The sequence below is a fragment of the Clostridium neonatale genome (assembly GCF_900465025.1).
Lineage (GTDB): Bacteria > Bacillota > Clostridia > Clostridiales > Clostridiaceae > Clostridium > Clostridium neonatale.
Genome location: NZ_UICR01000001.1, coordinates 1,953,083 through 1,971,226, shown reverse-complemented (window position 1 = coordinate 1,971,226; position 18,144 = coordinate 1,953,083). Strand labels below are relative to the sequence as shown.

16 protein-coding genes and 1 other annotated feature are annotated in these 18,144 nt (G+C 29.5%); all 16 genes read right to left on the bottom strand.

Annotated elements, in window-relative coordinates:
* Positions 1-4 precede the first annotated feature (4 nt).
* The 16 genes from mraY to ytxC all read right to left on the bottom strand — a co-directional run bounded on the left by mraY (position 5) and on the right by ytxC (position 18,070).
* The gene (mraY, locus tag CNEONATNEC86_RS09110) at positions 5-979 is read right to left on the bottom strand and encodes a phospho-N-acetylmuramoyl-pentapeptide-transferase (protein WP_058294923.1); all 975 of its coding nucleotides are present in this window, start codon (positions 977-979) and stop codon (positions 5-7) included.
* Between the two features lie 17 nt (positions 980-996).
* Positions 997-2,364, bottom strand: a complete 1,368-nt coding sequence (locus CNEONATNEC86_RS09105) for a UDP-N-acetylmuramoyl-tripeptide--D-alanyl-D-alanine ligase (RefSeq protein WP_058294922.1) — start codon at positions 2,362-2,364, stop codon at positions 997-999.
* A 66-nt stretch (positions 2,365-2,430) separates the two neighbouring features.
* Positions 2,431-3,888: a UDP-N-acetylmuramoyl-L-alanyl-D-glutamate--2,6-diaminopimelate ligase gene (locus CNEONATNEC86_RS09100; RefSeq protein WP_159135852.1), complete on the bottom strand. Its 1,458-nt coding sequence runs from the start codon at positions 3,886-3,888 to the stop codon at positions 2,431-2,433.
* Between the two features lie 81 nt (positions 3,889-3,969).
* Positions 3,970-6,222: a stage V sporulation protein D gene (locus tag CNEONATNEC86_RS09095; protein ID WP_058294920.1), complete on the bottom strand. Its 2,253-nt coding sequence runs from the start codon at positions 6,220-6,222 to the stop codon at positions 3,970-3,972.
* A 71-nt stretch (positions 6,223-6,293) separates the two neighbouring features.
* The gene (locus tag CNEONATNEC86_RS09090; protein WP_230132133.1) at positions 6,294-6,806 is read right to left on the bottom strand and encodes an FtsB/FtsL family cell division protein; all 513 of its coding nucleotides are present in this window, start codon (positions 6,804-6,806) and stop codon (positions 6,294-6,296) included.
* A 54-nt stretch (positions 6,807-6,860) separates the two neighbouring features.
* The gene (gene rsmH / locus CNEONATNEC86_RS09085) at positions 6,861-7,793 is read right to left on the bottom strand and encodes a 16S rRNA (cytosine(1402)-N(4))-methyltransferase RsmH (protein WP_058294918.1); all 933 of its coding nucleotides are present in this window, start codon (positions 7,791-7,793) and stop codon (positions 6,861-6,863) included.
* Positions 7,794-7,805: 12 nt separating this feature from the next.
* Complete coding sequence (mraZ, locus tag CNEONATNEC86_RS09080; RefSeq protein WP_058294917.1) at positions 7,806-8,234, bottom strand: division/cell wall cluster transcriptional repressor MraZ; 429 nt, start codon at positions 8,232-8,234, stop codon at positions 7,806-7,808.
* A gap of 299 nt (positions 8,235-8,533) precedes the next feature.
* The gene (gene pheT / locus CNEONATNEC86_RS09075; RefSeq protein WP_159135851.1) at positions 8,534-10,912 is read right to left on the bottom strand and encodes a phenylalanine--tRNA ligase subunit beta; all 2,379 of its coding nucleotides are present in this window, start codon (positions 10,910-10,912) and stop codon (positions 8,534-8,536) included.
* Positions 10,913-11,520: 608 nt separating this feature from the next.
* Positions 11,521-12,540, bottom strand: coding sequence for a phenylalanine--tRNA ligase subunit alpha (pheS, locus tag CNEONATNEC86_RS09070; protein ID WP_159116109.1), 1,020 nt, complete (start codon positions 12,538-12,540; stop codon positions 11,521-11,523).
* An 83-nt stretch (positions 12,541-12,623) separates the two neighbouring features.
* Positions 12,624-12,848, bottom strand: a binding site (T-box leader).
* A 57-nt stretch (positions 12,849-12,905) separates the two neighbouring features.
* The gene (locus tag CNEONATNEC86_RS09065) at positions 12,906-13,694 is read right to left on the bottom strand and encodes a TrmH family RNA methyltransferase (protein ID WP_159116108.1); all 789 of its coding nucleotides are present in this window, start codon (positions 13,692-13,694) and stop codon (positions 12,906-12,908) included.
* Between the two features lie 10 nt (positions 13,695-13,704).
* Positions 13,705-14,376 carry a potassium channel family protein gene (locus tag CNEONATNEC86_RS09060; RefSeq protein ID WP_058294913.1) on the bottom strand — a complete coding sequence of 224 codons (672 nt, stop codon included), beginning with the start codon at positions 14,374-14,376 and terminating at the stop codon, positions 13,705-13,707.
* A gap of 13 nt (positions 14,377-14,389) precedes the next feature.
* Positions 14,390-15,733, bottom strand: a complete 1,344-nt coding sequence (locus CNEONATNEC86_RS09055; RefSeq protein WP_159135850.1) for a TrkH family potassium uptake protein — start codon at positions 15,731-15,733, stop codon at positions 14,390-14,392.
* Between the two features lie 141 nt (positions 15,734-15,874).
* Positions 15,875-16,234: a 50S ribosomal protein L20 gene (rplT, locus tag CNEONATNEC86_RS09050; protein WP_058294911.1), complete on the bottom strand. Its 360-nt coding sequence runs from the start codon at positions 16,232-16,234 to the stop codon at positions 15,875-15,877.
* A gap of 28 nt (positions 16,235-16,262) precedes the next feature.
* Complete coding sequence (gene rpmI, locus CNEONATNEC86_RS09045) at positions 16,263-16,460, bottom strand: 50S ribosomal protein L35 (protein WP_058294910.1); 198 nt, start codon at positions 16,458-16,460, stop codon at positions 16,263-16,265.
* A gap of 21 nt (positions 16,461-16,481) precedes the next feature.
* Complete coding sequence (gene infC, locus CNEONATNEC86_RS09040; RefSeq protein ID WP_159116106.1) at positions 16,482-17,003, bottom strand: translation initiation factor IF-3; 522 nt, start codon at positions 17,001-17,003, stop codon at positions 16,482-16,484.
* 155 nt (positions 17,004-17,158) lie between these two features.
* A complete protein-coding gene (ytxC, locus tag CNEONATNEC86_RS09035) occupies positions 17,159-18,070 on the bottom strand; it encodes a putative sporulation protein YtxC (protein ID WP_058294909.1) in 912 nt (303 codons plus the stop codon).
* Positions 18,071-18,144: the final 74 nt, after the last annotated feature.

Here is an 18,144-nt window from a genome sequence, read left to right as displayed (position 1 = left end):
AATTTTAAATTGCTATAAACCCGATAACACATAGAATTGCAGTGATAATTGAAAAAACTGTTACTATTTTTACTTCACTCCATCCAAGTTGCTCAAAATGATGATGTACTGGTGCCATTTTAAACACCCTTTTTCCTGTTAATTTGAACGATGTAACTTGAATTATTACTGATAATGTTTCAAATACATATATACCACCAACTATTATCACTAATAATTCCATTTTAAGCATCAACGCCATAGTCCCTATAGCTCCTCCGAGTGCTAGTGAACCTGTGTCTCCCATAAATATCTTAGCTGGAAAAGCATTAAATTTTAAAAACCCAATTAGTGCACCGATAAGTGCTAATGAAAATGTAGTTATATATACGTTGCCCGTTTTATATCCAACTATAGCAAAAAATGTTAATACAATTATCGTTACAGATGTAGCTAACCCATCTAAACCATCTGTTAAATTTACTGCATTTGTTACAGCAGCATAGTAAACTATTATAAATGGTATATATAATATCTTTAAATCAATACTAAAATTAGCAAAAGGAACTAATATTGATGTTCCTACATATTTATATCCATACCACGCAAATGCAATTGAAAATAATAGTAGTAATATCATTTTTTGCATAGCTTTTAGTCCTAAATTATCTTTATGAATTATCTTTAGTATATCATCTAAGAATCCGATAAATCCAAATGCTAATAATGAATATAATATTATCATTTCTTTTGAATTGACTTTGTATCCCATTATAATAATAGTAAGTGCTGTCGCAAGAAAAAATATTATTCCTCCCATTGTTGGTGTTCCTGATTTCTTTAAATGACTCTTAGGACCATCAGTTCTTATATTTTGCCCAAATTTCAGCTTATGCAACAATGGTATAAAAATAGGTCCGAGTATGATTGAAAATATAAGTCCCATTAATAAAGGTATTAATATATTCAAATTTAAAGCTCCTTTAATTGATTCCCCCATTTTTCTTCCTCCTCTGTCTATTCAAATATTTCGTCTATTTCACTAACTATTTCTTCAAATTTAGCACTTCTTGATGCTTTAACTAAAATTATATCTTCGTCTTTAATAAATTCTTTTAATTTATTTATAATATCCTTTTTATTGGCGAAAATCATACATGTTCCCTTAAATCCTTCTTCGTAACATTTTTTAAATTCACCAGTTGTAAGTAATACATCAGCTTTTGTTGTTGCATATTCTCCAACTTCAGTATGTCCCTTACTAGCATACTCTCCAAGCTCTCCCATATCACCAAGTACTGCTATTTTTCTTTTTCCTGAATAATTATAGAGTACATCAAGTGCAGCTTTCATTGAATCTGGATTTGCATTATATGAGTCATTTATTATTGTAAAATTCTTTTTATTTATAATTTCTAATCTCATAGACGTAGCTTTAAAGTTTTCTAGGCCTTTCTTCATTTCATCAAATGTAACACCTAAATCTAGTGAAACCTGTATTCCAAGTAATGCATTTAGTATATTGTGCTCTCCAACCATATTTAAAGCAAATCTATATCTCTTATTTTCTCTAGTAACTACATCGAAAATTGTACTTTCACTATTTAATTCCAAATTTTCTGCATAAAGATCACAATCTTTACTATAACCAGTTCTTTGCAATACAAAGCCTTGGTTTATATCTACAGTTCTTAACATATCATTTTCACAGTTTATTATAAGCTCATTCTTTTCACCAAAATAATGTGATATACTCATCTTCTCTTTAAGTATATTTTCTCTAGTCTTTAAATATTCTATATGAGCTACACCTACATTAGTTATTGCAGCAATATCTGGTCTTGCAATATCAGCCAGTGTTCTTATTTCTCCAAAGTTATTCATTCCCATTTCAAGAACTGCTATATCATAATTTTTATCTAATTTTAATATCATAAGTGGCAATCCTATATCATTATTAAAATTTCCTTGTGTTTTAAAAACTCTATATTTCCCACTAAGAAATGCTGCAACCAAATCTTTGGTAGATGTTTTCCCAGTTGATCCTGTTATTCCAACAACCTTGATTCCTAATTTTTTTCTATAATACTTAGCTAAATTTCCAAGGGCTTTTTTGGTATCAGCTACCTTAATTACAACCGCTTTATTTTCAAATTCATTAATATCAAATTTTATTTCATCAATTATTACAAGTGATGCACCTTTTTCTATAGCCATATTTGCATAATCATTTCCATTAAAATTTGCACCTTTTAAAGCAATAAATAAATTGTCTTTTTCTATTTTTCTTGTATCAGTACAGACTTCATTAAAAATTAAATTTTCTTTGTTTATTACTATTTTCCCATCAATTGCTTTCACAATTTCATCTAAACTTAATTCCAAAACATCCACCCCTTAATTCAATTCATGATTCACAATTAATTCAAATTTATAATTAATTATTAATACTTAATTCATTGAATCAAGTATTTCTTTTACTACTTCTCTTTCATCAAAATGTATAGTTTTATCTTTTAAAATCTGATATGTTTCATGGCCTTTTCCAGCAATTACAATAACATCATCCTTCTTAGCAATTGAAATAGCTTTTCTTATAGCTTCTTTTCTATTTTCTATTATTATATAGTTATTTTTATCTAATCCAGCCTTTATATCTTCTATTATAGACATTGGATCTTCACTTCTTGGATTATCTGAAGTTATTATTGCTACATCAGATATATCTACTCCTATTTTTCCCATTTGAGGTCTTTTTACTTTATCTCTATCCCCACCACATCCAAATACAGAAATTAATTTTCCTTTTGTAAATGCCTTGGCCGTTTCAAGTATATTTAAAAGACCATCCGGAGTATGAGCATAATCTACTATTATTTCATAAGGAAGGTTGTATTCTTTGCAAACTCTTTCACATCTTCCAGGTACTAAAGTTTCTTCTATTCCTTTTTTAATAGCATTTATATCTATTCCAAGCTTATAGCACATGGCTATTGCACCTAAAGAATTATAAACATTATAATCGCCCGGAATATTTAAAACAAATTCCTCTTCCTTATCTAATTTGACTTTAAAGTTAATATTTTTACTTCCCATATTTTCATCAAATGCTTTAAAATCTGATTTATTTTTAAGAGAAAATGAATATATATCCTTGGCATTTAATAAGTTTAAGTCTTCAATTACTTGTTTTCCGTAATTATCGTCAATATTAACTAATTTTATACGTGATCTTTCAAACAACTTAAATTTTGCTTTATAATAATTTTCAAATGTTTTATGAAAATCTAAATGATCCCTTGTTAAATTAGTAAATATTCCACCTTCAAACTGTATTCCATAGACTCTATCTAACTCTAAAGAATGTGAAGATACTTCCATTATGCAATATTCCACACCCTTTTCTACCATTTCACTAAATAATTCTTGAAGTTCTAGAGATTCAGGTGTTGTTCTCTCAGTATGAATTTTTTCCTTTCCAATATAATTTGCTATTGTCCCTACTAAGCCTACTTTTTTCCCTGCTGCTTCTAATATATCCTTTATCATAAAAGTAGTTGTTGTTTTACCATTAGTTCCTGTGACTCCTATGACCTTCATCTTCTTGCTTGGATTATTATAGTAATTTGCCCCTATACATGCCAATGTTTTTCTTGTATCACTTACTTTTATTACAATAATATTTTCGTTCTGTATTTTTACATCATCTTGAATTATTATTACTTTTGCTCCATTTTCTATAGCCTTATTAATATACTTATGACCATCTGTAGCAAAACCTTTTATGCATACAAATATATCGTTCTCTTCAACTTTTCTACTATCATAATTAATTTTATTTATTGTACTAGTAACATTTCCACATACAAGTTCATAATCTATATTTGTTAAAATATTTTTTAATTCCATAAAACAACCTCACTCTCTTATTTTATATATCTAAAAAAATATAGCATGTGAGCATCCCACATGCTATATCTTATCTTTTGATTAATCTTCATAATCTGAGTTCAATGTAAATTTAACACTTGTGCCCTTACTTACTATTTCTCCTGGCGAAATACTTTGATCAGCTATAGTTCCTTCTCCTTCAAAAGAAGAAGTTATACCTAAGCCACTTAGTAGAGCTTCTGCATTTTCTTTACTGTATCCTCTAACATCAGGCATTGCAACATTATTATTATAAGTCGCGTCACTTCCTGTGTAAAGATTTATTTTTGATCCTTCTTTTACAGAATATCCTGGGTATGGACTCATGTCTACAACTTTTTCACCACTGCCATCAATAGTAAAATCTAATTTAGCTTCTTTTAAGACTTTTTTAGCTTCGTCAACCTTAAGATTTCTAACATCTGGGATTACCACATCTCTAGATATTTGACTCGTATTTTCATCTGAGAATTTATTATCTAAATAATTAAATATATCCATAAATAGATTTTTTGCATATGGTGCAGCAACTTGACCTGCGTAATAAGCACCATTACTTGGTTCATCTACTGTAATCATTATAGTTACCTTTGGATCATCTACTGGTGCCATCCCAACAAAAGATGATATATATTTTCCATCTTGATATCTTCCATTTTCAACTTTTTGTGCAGTACCAGTCTTGCCTCCAATATGATATCCTTCTATGAATGTACTATTACCAGATCCATACATAACAACTCTTTCAAGATATGTTCTAAGAGCTTTAGTAGTTTCTTCACTCGCAACTGTAGTTTTTTTAGGGCTAAATGCTTCATCTACTATTTTCACTCCATTGTCATCCTCATGAGTTACTTCTTTCATTACATGGGGTTGTATTAATGTTCCACCATTTGCAATAGCATTTAATGCAGCCATATACTGTACTGAATTTACCGTATTAGTCTGTCCAAAAGATATGGTAGCTAAATCAGCTTCTGAAATATTATCAACTTTCTTTACAATACCAGAGGCTTCTCCCGGCAAATCTACTCCACTAGTTTTTCCAAATCCAAATTTATTTATATATTCACTTAATTTTTCTTTTCCAATAAGCTGTCCTAATTGAATAAATGCTACATTACATGAGTTCTGTATAATCTCTGGAAAAGTTTGAGTCCCATGTCCCTGAGTCCTCCAACATTTCGGATGTATACCTCCTACTGAATAAGAACCTCCACAGAAAAATGTACTATTTTCATTAACAAGCCCCTCTTCAAGAGCAGTGATTGCAGTAATTACCTTGAAAATAGAACCAGGTTCAAATGTATCATTTACAAGTCTATTTCTCCACATTTTTTGTATTTGCTCACTTTTATTAGCTCCATCAAAATTCTCATATCCTTCATATGGTTCATTAGGATCAAAATCAGGTTTATTAACCATTGCAAGAATCTCACCAGTATGAGGATCCATTACTAATACTGAAACTGCTTTTGCCATATTATCTTCATAAGCTTGTTTGGCTGCTTTCTCAGCGAAATACTGTATATTTTCATCTATTGTTAGAGTTACATCCTTACCATTTACCGGAGAAGTAAATTGAGATATTGTATATGGTAAATCATTATTGTTTTTATCAAGCTCGGTAATTTTCATTCCTGGAACACCTGATAAATACGAGTTATACTCTAGTTCTACACCTGTAAGACCCGTACCATCAATATTAGTACTTCCAAGTACATGCGCTAAGAAATTATTATTAGGATAATATCTTTTTGTATCTGGAGATACCAATACGCCACTAATGTTAAGCGCTTTAACTTTATCAGCCTGTTCTTTTTCAATTCTTCTTATAAGAGTTGCAGATCCTGCTTGAGCACCACTTGGAAGCTTAGTTTCTAATTTTTCTTTTACCTTATTAACATCTAAGTCTAGAGCAGTGGCAATAGCTGGTGCAATATCATCCATTGTAAGTTCTGTCTTCCCTTTAGAGACAGTTATACCTATACTGTTAAGTTCTCTAATTCTATCTTCTGTAAGATCACGTTTTAAATATGATCTTATTGAATTTAAATCAAAGTCAACTCTATATACATTGGCAGATACAGCAAGTTCTTTTCCATTTCTATCCAATATTTTTCCTCTTATAGCATCTATTTTTACTTCACTAGTCCATTGTTCTTCCGCTCTTGCAGCATATTCCTGTCTTTTAACAGTCATTATATAAGTTAATCGAGTAGTTAAGATAGCAAAAACAACTGTTAATCCTAAGATTACGATGCTCATTCTTTGCCTCATTTTTGCTCTATCTTTATAATTATTTCTTTTCAACTTTCTTCCCCCATCTATTTTTATAGATAGCTTAATTCCTTTTATGTGAAGCAGTTAAATATACAAAATCACTATTTTGTAAAGCCAAATAATTTTGAAATTATTCCGCCTTTACTTTCTTTATGATTTTCTTCATTTTCAGTTTTATCTTTTACATTTTTAAAATAGTTCTCTGAAAAGTTTACTTTTATGGTATCTTCCTTTTGTGGCATAACCATTGCAAGTTTCGCTTCTGCACTTTCTTGTATATTACTTAATGAAGAAAATTTCAATATTTTAACCTTTAATGCTTCGTTTTCTTCTTGCATTTGATTAATTTCAGTATTTAACTGGCGGACTTGCTTTTGCATGTTATAAACTTTACTATCTCCTAAAATAGTAGCACATCCAAAACATAAAATTATTCCTGCTACACTAAGGACATATCGCCTATCATTTTTCTTTTTAGTCTTTAATTTTGCTTTTCTGTCTTGTTTTACCTTATGTGTTTCTTTATATTCTCTGTTTGGATTTTGTACATTACTTCTTCTAGCTGGTTTTGTTGCTGTACTACCTTTTATATAATCATATTCTCCTTTTCTCATTTTATTCACATCCCTACTCAAATAAACATAATAAATTATACAAACAAATAATTACTAAATTTTTTCTAATATTCTAACTTTTGCACTTCTACTTCTTGGATTTTCTTCAATTTCTTCTTTTGATGGAGCTAATCCCTTTCTAGTAAGTACCTTTATTGTTGGCTTCTTGCCACACACGCACATAGGAAATTCTTTAGGGCAGGTGCATGGATTTTCCAATTCTCTATATTTTAATTTAACTATTCTATCCTCCAAAGAATGGAATGTTATTATAACCATTCTTCCGCCTTTATTTAGTCTTTCCACTCCATCTTCTATTGTCTTATTTAATATTTTAAGTTCTGAATTCACTTCTATTCTTATAGCTTGGAAAGTTCTCTTAGCAGGATGAGGCCCCTCTCTCCTTGCTTTAGCAGGAATAGCATTTTTTATTATTTCCACTAATTCTAAAGTAGTTTGTATAGGATTTATTTCTCTTGCATTTACTATAAAATTAGCAATTCTTTTAGCAAACCTTTCTTCTCCATAATCTTTAATTATTTTATATAATTGTTCTTCACTATAATTATTTACAATATCATATGCTGAAAAATCATTATCTCTATTCATTCTCATATCTAAAGGTGCATCCTGCATATAGCTAAAACCTCTTGATGCCTCATCTAGCTGATATGAAGAAACTCCTAAATCCATTAAAATTCCATCTACTTTTTCAATATCCAAGTCACTTAAAATATTATCTATATTATAAAAGTTGCTGTGAACATATCTAACATTATCATAATCTTTAAGCCTTTCCTTAGCTGCTGTTAAGGCATCTCTATCTTGATCTATTCCAACAAGAACTCCATCTTTTGATAGATTCTTTAATATGTGTGAAGAATGCCCAGCACCGCCTAAAGTACAATCAACATACGTCCCATTTGGCTTTATATTTAGTCCTTCTATACATTCATTTAATAAGACTGATACATGCTTAAATTCCATAATAAAAACTCCTTATATTCCTAAATCATTCATCTTCTCTGAAATAGAATCAAAATCTATATTTGACTCATTATATTCATCCCACTTTTCTTTGCTCCAAATTTCTACTCTAGATAATACTCCTATACTTACTATGTCCTTTTCTATGCCTGCATATTCTTTTAAGTTTTGTGGAATTACTCCTCTATACTGCTTATCTAACTCTATTTCACAAGCGCCAGAAAAAAAGAATCTAACAAAAGCTCTAGCATCTTTGTTGGTCAAAGGTAAAGTTTTTAATTTCTCTTCTAGAATTTTCCATTCAGCCAGTGGATAAACATATAAACACCCATCTAGTCCCTTGGTAATAACAAACTTATTTCCAAGTTCTTCTCTAAGCTTCGCTGGCACAATTATTCTGTTTTTAGTATCTAATGCATGTTGATATTCACCAAAAAACATATTTATCAGCTCCACTTTTAATACTAATATGGTTATTTGCTCTATTTCTATCCACTTTACACCACTTTAAACCACTTTCTTAAGTTATATTCTATATATAATCTATTTTTCCTTCTAAAACTTTAAAAAATTAAGATAAATTTAATATAAAAAATAAATTTATCTTAATTGAATCTTTCCAAATTGCAGATCTCCACATTTTAAGTAATATTTATATTACAAATTTATAGGATTTTCACCAAAAAAGCCGAAATAAATTCATGCTATAATTTATTTCGGCTTTATTAATTTCTTAATTATTAATCTCTAAGTGTTGCTCCTAATTTATATTCTAAAGATCTCAGTATTTTCTCGTGAACTTTATTAACATCTTTATCAGTCAATGTTTTATTTTCATCTCTATAAGCAATTGCATATGCTATACTCTTTTTACCATCTGGAATTTGCTTTCCTTTATAAATATCAAACAATTCTACCTTTTCAACTATATTGCCACCAGCTTTTCTTATACAGTCTTCAATTTCTTGAACTAATACACTGTCTTCAACAAGAAGTGCAATATCTCTTGTCACAGCTGGGAATTTAGGTAATGGTTTATACTTTCTATCCATATCTGCTGCTTCATATAAATTATCTAAGTTGATTTGTGCCACATAACATTCAGTATCAACACCATAATTTTCAGAAACATCTGGATGAATTTCTCCTAAAACTCCAATTTCCTTCCCTCTAACAACCAATTTTGCTGTCTTGCCAGGATGATAACTTGGATCTTCGCTTTCACGAATATACTTAGCACTTTTCACTCCAAGACCTTCTGTAATATTTTCAACAGTACCCTTAAGATCTAAATAATCACAATCTCCATACATACCAATTGTTAAAATATTCTTTTCAGTTGGAAGTTTATCTTCTTCACCACTTGGAATATATATTTTACCCATTTCAAATAATCTTGCATATGAATTATTTCTTGAGTAGTTTCTTCCCAAGCATTCCATCATTGATGGTAATGTTGTAGTTCTCATAACGCTATAGTCTTCACCTAATGGATTTTTAATCTTAACAACATTTCTAAGTTCACTATCCTTTGGAAGATTTATTTTATCAAATACCTTAGGTGATACAAAAGAATAACTTATAGCTTGATTTAAGCCACTACCTGTTGCAAATAATACAACTTTTTCATCTAAAAGACCTTTTTTGTATCGTGGTTCTCTTTCAGTTGAAATCTTAAATATTGTAGTTGGTATGATATCATATCCATAAATCCTTGCTATTTCTTCAGCTATATCTTCTTTAATTGCAATATCAACTCTAAAAGTTGAAGCTGTTACTACTAAATTATCACCATCAATTTCTGTAAATAAATCAACGCTGTCTAAGCATCTTTTCATTTCTTCTATAGATATGTCTGTTCCAAGGAACGTATTAACCCATTTAGAATTAACAATAACTTTTCCTGCTTCCTTTTTATTGTTATATACATCTATTGTGCCTTCCATTACTTCTCCAGCATCTAATTCACATACTAAAGCACATGCTCTATCTATTGCTAATTGTGCAAGATTTGGATCTATTTCCTTTTCAAATCTTGATGAAGCTTCTGTTCTCAAGTTTAGCTTTTTAGAATTGACTCTTATATTAGTTCCATCAAAGTTTGCACATTCAAATACAACTTCTGTTGTATCATCTTTGATTTCTGAGTTTAATCCCCCCATTATTCCAGCTAATCCTATTGTTCTCTTATTATCCTTTATACAAAGAACACTACTATCTAAAGTTCTTTCAACTTCATCTAGAGTAGTGAACTTTTCACCTTCTTTAGCTCTTTCAACAACTATCTTATTATTTGTAAGCTCTCTTTTATCAAATGCATGCATCGGCTCACCAATTTCAAGCATTACAAAGTTAGTTATATCAACAATATTATTTATTGGTCTTACTCCAGCTTCAAGAAGTCTTTCTTGCATCCAGCTTGGTGACGGAGCAATTTTAACATTTTTTACTCCTCTCGCCATATATCTGTAGCAAAGATCATCTTTAATTTCTACCTTTAATTCATCATTTATATTTATACTACACTCAGCTTTATAGTCCAAGTTTGGCATTTTATACGAAGTTCTAAGTGCGGCTGCAGTTTCTCTTGCCATACCAACCATACTTAAGCAGTCTGGTCTGTTTGAAGTTATATCAAAATCCAATATAGCTTTATTTAATCCCAAGATTTCTTTAATATCAACTCCAAGAGCAGTATCTTGTGGTAATATCATCAATCCATGTACAGGCTCATCTCCAGCAATTCCAAGTTCTTCTTCTGAGCAGAACATACCATTCGATACTTCTCCTCTAAGCTTCCCCTTCTTTATTTTAGTTCCGTCTGCTAACGTTGAACCATGAAGTGCAACTGGAACAACATCTTGTTCTTTCATATTAGTAGCAGCTGTTACTATTTGAATTTCTTCACTTCCAATATTAACTTGACAGATACTTAATTTTTCTGCATCTGGATGCTTTTCAATCTTTGTAATTTTTCCTGTAACTACTTTATCAATAGTATCTCCTTGAATTATTACTTCTTCAAGCTGAGAACCTGTTAATGTTAATTTATCTCCTAACTCCTTAGGACTTACATTTATATCAACGTAATCTTGTAACCAAGTAAATGGTACTTTCATTTTTATATCCTCCTTTTTTTCAATGTACAAATAACTAATTTTCATATATACTTGCATTTATAGTCAAAGTACATTGAGTTTTTGAAATCTTTATTAAAATTCCATTTTTTTATTTTATTACTTACCTCAAAGCACATCAAATAACAAAATTCCCCAAGTTAACAATATCTACTCTTTGGCATATAATGCTTGGTGATGTACGAGTCTAGCAGTATGGCCCATCTTCATCTACTGATGAAGATGTTTCCTTAAGCAGAGATCCAAAATCTTGTATTTGGTGCGAATCGGTGGCATTTACCACTTAGCTAGATACGGCTTAGTGGTAAAGCCCGCATCACAACAATGTGATACGTTCCTATTTAAACGTATATGAGTATGTGTTTCCACTAAAAGAATCCCTTCTGCCCCCATAAAATAAGCATATTCTTATATTCTTATATTCTTATATTCTTATATTCTTATATTCTTATATTCTTATATTCTTAGGAATATATATTTTTTTATTGCAAAACTTTAGCTATTAAAGAAAATTTTTTATAATATTTATACTTCACACTTTTATTAATGATTTCCCAAGAATTCAAATTTCCTCTAAAATAAAATATTATCTAAAATTGATTTAAAAATCTCATATCACTTTCATATAATAATCTTATATCATCTATACCATACTTAAGCATAACCATTCTATCTACACCAAATCCAAAAGCAAATCCACTATAAACTTCTGGATCAATCCCACAATTTCTTAGAACATTTGGATGAACCATACCACAACCTAAAAGTTCTATCCAACCACTGTTTTTACATACTCTACATCCTTCTCCGCCACATACAAAGCAAGTTGCATCCATTTCAGCTGATGGTTCTGTAAATGGGAAATGATGAGGTCTAAATTTAGTTTGAACCTTATCTCCAAACATCTTCTTCGCAAATAGCTCTAAAGTCCCTTTTAAATCTGCAAAAGTAACACCTTTATCAATTACAAGGCCTTCCATTTGATAGAATATAGGTGAGTGAGTAGCATCTACTGAATCTGATCTATAAACTTTTCCTGGAGATATCATCTTTATTGGTGGAGTTTGTTTTTCCATTGTTCTAATTTGAATTGGTGAAGTTTGAGTTCTTAAAACTATATTGTCATTAATATAGAAAGTATCTTGTTCACTTCTGGCTGGATGATTCTTTGGAATATTTAAAGCCTCAAAATTATAGTGATCAAGTTCTACTTCTGGACCTTCTTCAATTGTAAATCCCATTGAAATAAAGATTTCTTCCATTTTTTGAAGTGTTAAATCAAGAGGATGTCTTTTTCCTATAACTTTTTTCTTTCCTGGAAGTGAAATATCAATAGTTTCATTAGCAAGTTTATTAGCTTTTTCTTTTTCTTTAATAGAATTAACTATTTCTTCAAGTTTTGTTTCTATTGCTGCTTTAGCTTCATTAACCAATTTACCAACTATAGGTCTTTCTTCTGGAGACACTTGACCCATACCTCTTAATATTGTAGTAAGTTCTCCTTTTTTACCTAAGAACTTTACTCTTATTTCTTCTAAATCGCTACTGCTTTTAGCATCTTCAATTTTCTTTAATGCAAGTTCTTGTAATTCTTTAAGTTTTTCTTTCATTATTTTTCTCCTTTCAAACAAGTTCAATTTCATATAAAATTGATAATTTATAAATTTGCATAAAAAAATCGCCCCTTCATACAGAAAGGGACGAATTATCGCGTTACCACCCTAATTGGTTTTCTTACTCAAGATTAACCCAACTTAATTTAATTAACGACTTTTTTTGCCGCCAGTCACTACTATAATTTCACAACTGGAACTCCTGAGTGAACTTCAATATCAATTCATTTAAGAAGGCTTACAGTCTATGACCTTCTCTCCCTTAAAACTTCATAATATCTACTTTTCTCATTCAACGTTTTTTATATGCAATTAATATAATTCATTATACAAATAAAATTTAAAAATATCAATATTATTTTTTAATTTTTACATCTTTCCTGTCTAATTTTTTCATATATTATTACTGAAGTAGCTATTGCAACATTTAAGGATTCAGCATTACCAGGCATAGGTATTTTTACCTTTGTATCAGCAATTTCGTAAATTTCATCACTAACTCCGTTTCCTTCATTACCAACAGTTAATAATATTCTTCCTTTCAAATCTTCTTCATAAAAATCCTTATCCGTCTCTAATGATGTTACTAGTATTTTAAAACTTTCTTCCTTTAGCTTTTTTACTAAAGATAAATTCTCATCATCATAAACAACTGGTATATAAAATAAAGATCCCATTGTTGATCTTATAGTTTTCTCATTATATATGTCAACAGTACCTTTAGTAAGTATAATTCCATCTACACCTGCAGCATGTGCCGTTCTAATTATTGTACCAAGATTCCCCGGATCCTGAACTTTATCACATAATAAATAGAAGCTTCCATTTTCTTTTAAATAATTATTTTGCATATTAGCTACAGCAAGTATACCTTGAGGTTGCTCTGTTGAAATTAATTCTTTAAACAAACTATCGCTCATCAAATAAATCTTTATATCATCCTTTAAATATTTTTCAATATATGTAGTCATTTTTTCATTTTCTTCTTTAGTTATAATTAAATATTCAATAGGCAAATCAGCTTTAAATGCTTCTTCTATCAATCTAAAGCCCTCAATTATATATTTATTATTTCTATTTCTATGTTTTCTTTCTTTAAGCTTCTTAGTTTCTTTAAATAAATTATTTTCTTTACTTTCTATAAAAATCAAATTTACACCTCTACTTATTTTTTCTTGAAATCATACTTTCAAATTTATTAAGATCTTTAGCACTTCCAAGAGCAACTAAAACATCATTTTCTTTTATAATATCTTCTGCTGAAGGTGATATATTAACCTTTTCTCCTCTCTTTATAGCAACAACATTTATCCCATGTTTTTTTCTAATTTCAATCTCTTTTAGTGACTTATTAAACCATTCTTTAATTGCTTCTATCTCTAATATGCTGTATTCCTCGGATAATTCTATATAATCCAATATATTTGAAGAAACAAGATTGTGAGCAACTCTTGTACCCATATCTCTTTCAGGAAGAACAACCTTATCCGCCCCTATTTTCGTTAATACTTTTGCATGTAGTTCATTATTAGCTTTTGCTATTATATATTTTACTCCTAATTCCTTTAAAATAAGAGTAGCCATTACACTATCTTGTAAGTTAGATCCTATAGTAACTACTGCCACATCAAAGTTTGTTACACCTAAAGTTTTCAGTATGCTTTCATCCGTTGAATCCATTTGCACTGCATGAGTTACATAATCTGAAATTTCTTGTACTTTTTCCTCATCTTTATCAATTGCCAGCACATCATGGCCTAGTTCATATATTGTTTTTGCTATAGAGGATCCAAATCTACCTAATCCTATAATAAGAAATTGCTTTTTTGACATTTTAATCATTCCCCTATCCAATTAGTATTTTTCCTTCCGGATATTTATATCCTTTTTTCTTATTTCTATTAATAATAGCAAATAAAACTGTCAAAGGTCCAACTCTTCCAATATACATGCTCATTATTAATAAAATTTTACTTAATCCTCCTATACTTTGAGTTACACCAGTACTAAGTCCAGCTGTTCCAAATGCTGATGCTGCTTCATAAAACAAATTAATAAATGAATGTTGAGGCTCTAGTATAGTTAACATCAAAGTAACAATAACAACCCACATAACACCAACAGCTACTATTGTAAATGATTTATAAACTGTTTCTTTTGAAAATCTTCTTCCAAATGCTTCCGTTTCTTCTCTTCCTTTTAGTACACATATTACTGTAAGAACTAAAATTCCAACAGTTGTTGTTTTAAGACCTCCAGCAGTTGATCCTGGCGATCCACCAATAAACATAAGTATTATTGTAATAAATTTACCCGCCATACTCATGCTATCTGTAGATATACTATTAAACCCAGCTGTTCTTGGAGTAACTGCTGCAAAATATGCATTAAGCAACTTGTCTTTTGCATTCATCATTCCTAATGTTTCTGGATTTTTATATTCAAAACATAACATCAATATTGTTCCAATGATAATTAAAGTTCCAGTTACTAACAAAACTATTTTGGAATTTATTGATAATTTCTTTTTCTTTTGAAAATTGTACAATTCTATTATCACTGTAAAACCCAACCCACCTATTATTATTAGAAAACTAAGTGTTAACAAAATAATAGAATTATTTGCATATCCTGTTAAACTGTTAAAATTTCCATTTAAATCAAATCCAGCATTACAAAAAGCAGAAACTGAATGAAAAATACTGAAAAAAATCCCCTTACTTAATCCCAATTGAGGTATGAATTGAGTCGATAACAGAACTGCTCCAGCAAGCTGTATTATTATTGTAAATCCAAGAACGTATTGTAACATTTTTATTAATCCTTCTATCTTAAAGGTATTCATAGCTTCCTGCATTATCAGTCTGTCTCTAAGAGTTATTTTTTTACCTAAAAGAACAGCTATAAAGGTGGTTAATGACATGAATCCAAGTCCACCAATTTCAATTAACATCAAAATAACACACTGCCCAAAAGCATTCCAATACGTACCAGTATCTATTGTTATAAGCCCAGTAACGCAAACTGCAGATGTTGATGTAAATAAAGCATCTAAAAAGTTTGTATAATTGTTATCTACTGATGATATTGGTAAACTCAATAAAATTGCACCAATTAATATTACTATCGCAAAGCCTAAAGACAATATCTGAACTGGATGTAGCTTGAATTTCTTTATATTCTTTTCCATATTTAAATCACCTCTAGGTTAATAAATCCTAATAAAAATAGATATAATAGTTCTATTACTATTATACCTAAATAAACTTACTTATATTATATATTATTTTAAATATATATAAAGAAAATGCGACTTAAAGCCGCATTTTAATTAAGCATTTAAAGCTTTTTTAGCTACTGCTACTAATTCAGCAAATGCTTTAGGATCATTGATAGCTATTTCAGATAACATTTTTCTGTTGATGTTAACTTCAGCAACTTTTAATCCGTTCATGAACTTAGAATAAGACATATCGTTCATTCTAGCTGCTGCATTGATTCTAGCGATCCATAATGATCTGTAATCTCTCTTCTTGTTCTTTCTTCCAACGTATGCATTTCTTAATGCTCTTATTACTGATTCATTAGCAGTTTTATATAACTTACTTTTTCCACCGTAATATCCTTTTGCAAGTTTTAAAACTTTTTTATGATTTTTACGAGCGTTCTTTGCTCTCTTTACTCTTGCCATTACTTAAACCTCCTGTACCAACTCTATCTTATAGGTATGGTAATAATTTCTTAATTACTTTAGCTTCTGATTTTGAAACATATCCAGTTTTTCTAAGATTTCTCTTAGTCTTTGAGCTCTTCTTTGTTAAGATGTGGCTCTTGAATGCTTTAGCTCTCTTAAGCTTTCCTGTACCTGTCTTTTTGAATCTTTTTGCTGCACCTCTATGGCTTTTCATTTTTGGCATGATTAAAATCCTCCTCTCAAGTTATGCCTTTTTAGGCCCTAAAACTAATGTCATGTTTCTGCCCTCTCTTTTTGGTCTTTTCTCTACTAGGCAGACATCTTCTAATTTAGATATAAAAGTTTCAAGAATTTTTTCACCCATGTGACCTAATTCCATTTCTCTCCCTCTAAATCTAACAGTAATTTTAACTTTATCTCCATCTAATAGGAACTTTCTTGCATTTTTTGCTTTTATGTCAATATCATGTTCCTCAATATTAAGACTTACTCTAATTTCTTTAATATTTACTACTTTTTGCTTTTTCTTAGCTTCTTTTTCTTTTTTTGATTGCTCATATACGTATTTACCAAAGTCCATAATCTTACAAACTGGTGGTTTTGCATTAGGAGAAATCATTACTAAGTCTAAATCTTTTTCTTCAGCAATTCTTCTTGCTTCTGCTGATGAAATAACACCTAATTGTTCTCCATCGCTTCCAATTACTCTTAGTTCTTTTTCTCTAATTTGGTCATTAATAGAATAATCTTTACTAATTTTTTTCACCTCCGAAAAATATCTATACACAATAAAAAAGACGGCCATAATAGCCGTCATCTCAATCAAAATAATGCATAGACATATAACCTCTACTAGTAATCATTAGACACTGCAGGGTGAGAAACGGCTGTTTCTTCTTAACGAATATGAGTATATCATCATTATTTATATATGTCAACATTTTTACTCATATTTTTTATTTCTATACACTCATCTATTTTATCACAATATCTCACTTTGTTTCCAAATACATTTTCAATAGTTTCAAGGAACTCTTTATTATTGCAATTTTCCTTTCCATGAATGACTATATTCTCTGGAGAACTTGTTATAAGACCACTGATCAATATATCTTCGATATTCACTTCTAAATCTTTTTCATCTCCAGTTAATTCCTTTAAAAAATCTTTATATAAATCTCTTCCTTCTTTATCTTCTACTTTATATTTATTATCTTCATTAATAATAATGTTTACTTCCTCTATCTTGCATTCTTGAATATTAACAAAATATTTTAACAGTTTTACAAACTCATTATATTCTTTTTCTACCATGTACATCTCAATTACTTTCTCTATTACTTCTTCTATTTCTTTTCGTAACTTTCTCATTCTAAATGTTAAAAAACCATCAACATTTATCTCCTGATTTTCACTTATGCATTCTTGTATTTTGTTTATTATAGAATTTATTCTATTTAAACAATATACGCTACCTTCTTTATCATTTAAATCTTCACATTTTAATACTTTCATTATTTCATTTTCTATTTCTAATATTTCATTTTGCTTTAAGAAAAAATAATTATCAGTTAAAAACTCGAACATTTCTTTTTTTCTATAATTCTCAATAACAATTCTATATAAAATATTGCTAACATACATATTAATAATTTCTTTTATCTTTTCATTATAGCAATTTTCTTCACAGATTATTTTAATTATATGAGTCTTGCCTTCTATGCTTTCTACAAGCCCTATTAAAATATCTTTCTTCTTAAGTCGTTCTCTTAGCTCTTGCAAATCTTTCGAAAAAGACAAATCATCATCATAAGCTAATTTTAAAATAAGCATGGATTTCACTCCCTTCTTAATATTTGTATGTATAATTTTATTTGTTTTTTCCCTAAATAATTGTAAGTTGAATA